This is a genomic window from Shinella sp. M31 (genome assembly GCF_049199205.1).
Classification (GTDB): Bacteria; Pseudomonadota; Alphaproteobacteria; order Rhizobiales; family Rhizobiaceae; genus Shinella.
Genome location: NZ_JBLZPH010000149.1, coordinates 1 through 5,112 on the forward strand (window position 1 = coordinate 1; position 5,112 = coordinate 5,112).

Annotated in this window: 4 protein-coding genes; 1 reads left to right on the forward strand and 3 read right to left on the reverse strand. The window is 61.4% G+C overall.

Going from position 1 to position 5,112, the window contains the following annotated elements; genetic code table 11:
- Positions 1-128: 128 nt before the first annotated feature.
- Positions 129-656 carry an RNA pyrophosphohydrolase gene (locus tag ACOZKU_RS24345; RefSeq protein WP_421581057.1) on the forward strand — a complete coding sequence of 176 codons (528 nt, stop codon included), beginning with the start codon at positions 129-131 and terminating at the stop codon, positions 654-656.
- 53 nt (positions 657-709) lie between these two features.
- Here ACOZKU_RS24345 and ACOZKU_RS24350 read toward each other — a convergent pair whose 3' ends face one another.
- From ACOZKU_RS24350 to ACOZKU_RS24360, 3 genes are all read right to left on the reverse strand, one after another.
- Entirely contained in the window at positions 710-3,679 is a 2,970-nt protein-coding gene (locus ACOZKU_RS24350; RefSeq protein ID WP_421581058.1) for a calcium-binding protein, read from the reverse strand.
- Between the two features lie 402 nt (positions 3,680-4,081).
- A complete protein-coding gene (bfr, locus tag ACOZKU_RS24355; RefSeq protein ID WP_314089889.1) occupies positions 4,082-4,567 on the reverse strand; it encodes a bacterioferritin in 486 nt (161 codons plus the stop codon).
- Complete coding sequence (locus ACOZKU_RS24360; protein WP_117371359.1) at positions 4,533-4,844, reverse strand: (2Fe-2S)-binding protein; 312 nt, start codon at positions 4,842-4,844, stop codon at positions 4,533-4,535. The genes bfr and ACOZKU_RS24360 overlap by 35 nt, the downstream gene beginning before the upstream one ends.
- Between the last annotated feature and the right edge of the window lie 268 nt (positions 4,845-5,112).

The following is a 5,112-nucleotide window of genomic DNA, read 5'->3' on the forward strand; positions in this document are numbered from 1 at the left end:
CGCCTCGGCCTTCGACGAGAGTGTGGACGCCATCCGCGAATGGTGCGAGGAAGCAGGCGGCCGCGGCATCGAGATCGTCGGTGTCGCATCGCTGGCAGATATCCCCGCCAAACAATAGGAACATCTCGATGGGCAAGGACAAGGACAGGGTGGTCAGGGCAGAGGATCTGCCCTATCGCCCCTGCGTCGGCATCATGGTGCTGAATGCCGACAACAAGGTCTGGGCCGGACGGCGTATCGCCATCGGCAATTCCGAATATGACGGCTCGCCGCAGCTCTGGCAGATGCCGCAGGGCGGCATCGACAAGGGCGAGGACCCGCTGGAGGCCGCCTATCGCGAACTCTATGAGGAAACCGGCATGAAGAGCGTCTCGCTTCTCGCCGATGCCGGGCGCTGGATCAATTACGACCTGCCGGACCACCTGATCGGCATCGGCCTCAAGGGAAAATTCCGCGGCCAGACGCAGCGCTGGTACGCCTTCCGCTTCGAGGGTGCCGAAAGCGAGATCGCCATCAACCCGCCGCCGGGCGGCCACGAGCCGGAATTCGACGAATGGGGCTGGAAGCCGATGCGGGAGCTGCCCGAACTCATCGTGCCCTTCAAGCGCAAGGTCTACGAAGAGGTCGTTGCCGCCTTCGCCCATCTGGCAGCCTGAATGCAAAAACCCTCCCCGGACAGGCCGGGGAGGGTTTTTCTTGTCCGAAGGGATCAAAGGAAGCCGAAGTCGCTGGTCGAGAGCGTCTTGACGCCTTGCAGCGTGGCAACCAGTTCGAGGTCCGCATCCGAGCCCTTGCCGTCGGCATCGAACCACAGGCGTCCATTGTCGCTCTCGAACAGGAATGTGCCCTTGCTGGAGGTCGCCACCGGATCGGCACCGACGACCAGCGTCACGGTCGCGTCACCGGCCGCGATGCCATAGTCGCTGCGGTCGATCATCAACTTGTCCTGGCCACGGGTGAAGTCGGTGATGACGTCACCTTCGCCGTCCCGGCCTTCGAGATTGAAGATGAACAGATCCTTGCCGGAACCGCCGGTGAGCCAGTCGTCGCCAGCGCCGCCGGAAAGCATGTCGTCGCCGCCGCGGCCCTGCAGTACGTCATCGGCGTTACCGCCATAGAGCGTGTTGGCGCCGGCATCGCCCCGGATATCGTCGTCAGCACTGCTGCCATGGATGATCTCGACGTTCTTGACGGTGAGACCGAGGGCAAGGCCCTTGTTCTTTGCCTGGTTTTCCAAGTCGAGAACGACGGAGGTGGGGCCGTCGTTGAACATCAGCGTATCCTGACCCGACCCGCCGTCGAAGACATCCTTGCCGGTGAAGGCGGTGCGAACGAGCGTGTCATGGCCGGCATCGCCGTACAGCATGTCATTACCCGCACCGTCCTCCAGCCGGTCATGGCCGTCGGCACCGTGCAGCACGTCGTTGCCGGCATTGCCGAACAGCTTGTCATTGAGGCTGCCGCCGGTGACCGTATCCTTGCCCTTGGAGCCGTCATAGACGAGCGCCTCGAAAGCGTTGAAGTTGGTGGTGGCGTCGACCGTCACCTTGCCGGTGGTGAATGTGAAGGTGATGTCTTTCGTCTGCTCGGCAACATCGAGATCGAGCGTGTCGGTACCGGTGCCACCGTCGGCGGTATCGCCGATGCCGGCATAGACGGTGTCGTTGCCCGCCTCGGCATAGAGCTTGTCCTTGCCGCCGGTCTTGTTCAGACCGTCGCCATAGAGCGTGTCGTTGCCGTCGCCGCCGCGCAGCGTGTCATTGCCGGCATCGCCCGAAAGGATGTCGTTGCCCGCACCGCCCGTCAGCGTATCGGTGCCGGCACCGCCACGCAGCTCGTCATTCAGCGCACCGCCGGTGAAGACGTCATTGCCCGCCCCGCCGTAGAGCGCGACGCGCTCGATATTGTTCACCGTAACCGGCGTGCCGGCGACGACGACGCTAGGCGCGACCTTGAAGGTGATGCCCGAGGAATATTTGCTGAAGTCGATGGAGGCGAAGTCCGTGCCCGTGCCGCCATTGAGCGTCAGCTTGCCGGTGGAGGCCGTGCGATAGAAGCTGTCATTGCCTGCGCCGAGATCGACCGTGTTATGGCCGATCGAGGAACCCAGGTCGCCGACGCGCACGACGTCGTTGCCGTCGCCGGCATTGATCGTGTTGGTACCGCCGGTGTCGTAAAGCGTGTCGTTTCCGGCGCCGGAGGTCAGCTTGTCGTTGCCCGCACCGCCGTCGAGAACGTCGGAGCCTGCCGTACCGATCAGCGTGTCGTTGCCGGCAAAGCCATAGAAACGCACGCTGCTGGCGGAACCGACCGACTTGACGACGTCGTTGCCGGAACCGAAGGAAACCTCGATCGTCTCGAAATTGTTCAGTACCGTGCCGTCGCTGATCTTGGCGGAGGCGCCGGTGGCCTCGAAAGTCAGGACGCCTGTTGCCGTTTTACGGTCGACGGAGACCGTATCGATGCCCTTGCCGCCATCGGCGGTATCGGCACCGCCATCACCGAGCAGCACATAGTCGGCGCCCGTGCCGGTCGTCACCTTGTCCCTGCCGAGGCCGGCATCCACGCGGTTGCTGCCGTCACCGGCATTGACAATATCGTTGCCAGCCCCGGAATTGATGACGTCATTGCCGGCAAGAGTCGCTATCGTGTTGGCGCCGGTTCCGGTCGCGTTGATCGTATAGTGCTCGAAGCCGGAAATGGTCGTGCCGCCGCCGATCGTGTTGACGACAGTTGCCGCCTTTGCGGTGAAATTGCCGGTGAAGGCATCAAGCACCAGACGGTCGCTGCCGCTCTTGTCGGTGATGGTGTCCTTGCCCTCACCGTATTTGTAGGTGACTGTGTCGTTGCCGGAGCCGCCATTGATGGTGTCGTTGCCGGCCCCGCCGTCGATCATGTCGTCGCCGGCATCGCCATAGAGCTTGTCGTCGCCGGCCTCGCCGTAGATGAGATCCATGGCATCGCCGCCATAGACGGTATCGTTGCCGGTGCCGCCGTAAAGAAGGTCGCTGCCCTGATCGCCGTAGAGAAGGTCGTTGTCGGCGCCGCCGGTAAGGTAGTCGGTGCCGTAGCCGCCGCGCAGCGTATCCTTGCCTTCGTCGCCCATCAGCATGTCGAAGCCGCGGCCGCCGGACAGGATGTCGTCACCGCGACCACCCGTCAGCATATCGGAATAGTTGCCGCCGGTGATGCGGTCGGCAAGGTCGGTTCCCGTGATCTGGAAGCTCTCGACATTCAGCGTGCTGACATTGCCCGTCAAGATCTGGGGCGCGATCCAGTCCTTGATCGTGATGTTAAGCCCGGTGGTCTGGTCGGAATAGTCGATGATCAGCCGGTCCGTACCCGAGCCGCCGTCAACGACGTCGCCGGAAGCCGTCTGCAGCCTGTTCATCATCAGCATGTCTTGGCCGGAGCCACCATAGAGCTTGTCGACTCCAGCGCCGCCATCGATGATGTCGTTACCGCTGTCGCCATAAAGCTTGTCGGCGCCTTCGTCCCCCATGATATAGTCGTTCTGGAAGGAACCATTGGCCGTATCATCCCCGGCACCGCCCAGGATTTGGTCGGCACCCATGCCGCCGTTGATCTTGTCGGCGCCGCCGAGCGCCATGATCATATCGTCTTCGAGATCGCTGCCGAGCAGATTGTCGACGCCATCCGTACCCATTACCATACCCATCCGGGCCTCCTGATCTTGTGTTCTGGACATGCGCCGGCCCTCGCATTTCCGTGGGAAACACGTCTCAAGGTTTGGAGGGTCCGGGGTGAGGCGCTGTATCGCGCCGGGAGCGTCCCGCCAGACGGCTTTCGCCCCGGCTGAACCTGCATCCTTTTCGAGCCGGGACCGGCGTCGTCTGTTCAGTCGAACGCTGCGGACTGCATGCGTTCTTGCCGGCTATATTGTGCAAAAAAAGTCACGCCCCTGTTCCCCCGGGAACTGACAAGGGGTGTACGGGGCTGGCGCGAACCACCCGTGTTCCCGGGGGAACAGGCTGAAAAGCCGACAGCCCAAAACGAAAAAACCCCGGACAAGCCGGGGTTCTCATCAATTGGAATGGCTGGCCGCGAAGGGCCGGGCGCCTTATTCGGCTTCGTTGGCCGGGGCGGCGTTGAGCTGGCCGTACTTTTCCTCGCCGAGCTTGCCGAGCAGCTCCAGCTGGGTTTCGAGGAAGTCGATATGGCCTTCTTCGTCGATCAGCAGTTCTTCGAACAGCTTCATGGTGACGTAGTCGCCGGCCTCGTGACAGATGTCGCGCGACTTCTTGTAGGCCGTGCGGGCGTCATATTCGCCGGCGAGATCGGCTTCCAGGACTTCCTTGACGTTCTGGCCGATGCGCAGCGGTGCGACCGTCTGCAGGTTCGGATGGCCTTCAAGGAAGATGATGCGTGCGACGAGCTTGTCGGCGTGCTGCATCTCCTCGATGGACTCGGCACGCTCCTTCTTGGCGAGAAGCGTATAACCCCAGTCCTCGAGAAGGCGGAAATGGAGCCAGTACTGGTTGACAGCACCCAGCTCGAGATAGAGCGCTTCGTTAAGCTGCTCGATGACCCTTTTGTCGCCTTTCAAGATCCGCTCTCCTGTTTTCTTCATGGAATTGTTTGAGGCGGGTCATGAAATCAAATATCTCGTCGCCCGTCGAGTCACGGCGGGCGTGATACTGCTCGGTGGTGCGGATGATGATATCGACCACATTGGGGAAGCAGCCGCAGCAGCGGCCACGCTTCTGCATGGCGTGATAGACCTTCGCCGGCACGATCAGCTGCCAACAGTCCTCGTCGAGGAGGCTGTTGACCACGTCGACAATGTCCTTGTCGGTGATGAAATTGCAGCTGCAAACGAGCATTTCGTCTTGCCTGTCTTACGCAAAGCACTGGGTTTCCGGCATTAAGCAAAAGAGGATATTGAGTGTCAAGAATGAACAGGTCAGGCTTGCTGACTCAATAATTTAGAGTCGTTCTAATCCTGATCAGAATCATCGTCTTTTCAGCGACTTACAGTGCGATGATGCCGGGCTGCATGGACCGCGGATGCGTCAAACTGACCGATCACGAATTGTTGCATAACCCGCTTTCTCCCACGCGGATTTCCGGATCCGGTAAAACGTCCCGCAA

Excerpts from the sequence above, each read along its gene's own strand:
- ACOZKU_RS24345 (WP_421581057.1), top strand. The coding sequence starts at position 129 with ATGGGCAAGGACAAGGACAGGGTGGTCAGGGCAGAGGATCTGCCCTAT.
- ACOZKU_RS24350 (WP_421581058.1), bottom strand. The coding sequence starts at position 3,679 with ATGGGTATGGTAATGGGTACGGATGGCGTCGACAATCTGCTCGGCAGC.
- ACOZKU_RS24360 (WP_117371359.1), bottom strand. The coding sequence starts at position 4,844 with ATGCTCGTTTGCAGCTGCAATTTCATCACCGACAAGGACATTGTCGAC.